Consider the following 278-nt stretch of genomic DNA (forward strand, 5'->3'; position numbering starts at 1 on the left):
GGCGGTCGCGGCCGCGCTGGAGCGGTTCGGCCGGATCGACGTGCTCGTGAACAATGCCGGTTATGGCTATCAGGCGAGCATCGAGGAGGGTGACGATGCCGAGATCCGCGCCCAGTTCGACGCCAACGTCTTCGGCCTGTTCGCGCTGACTCGCGCAATCCTGCCGACGATGCGCGCGCAGGCGGCCGGGCATGTCATCAACGTCACCTCCGTCGCCGGCCTCGTCGGCTTCCCCGGCTCCGGCTATTATGCCGCATCGAAGCACGCGGTGGAGGGCT

Annotated in this window: 1 protein-coding gene; it reads left to right on the plus strand. The window is 68.0% G+C overall.

Annotated elements, in window-relative coordinates:
• A partial coding sequence (locus AC0IYH_RS31260) for an SDR family NAD(P)-dependent oxidoreductase (RefSeq protein WP_471838091.1) occupies positions 1-278 on the plus strand: 278 nt, incomplete at both ends.

Source organism: Pseudomonas sp. AC463 (genome assembly GCF_979253585.1).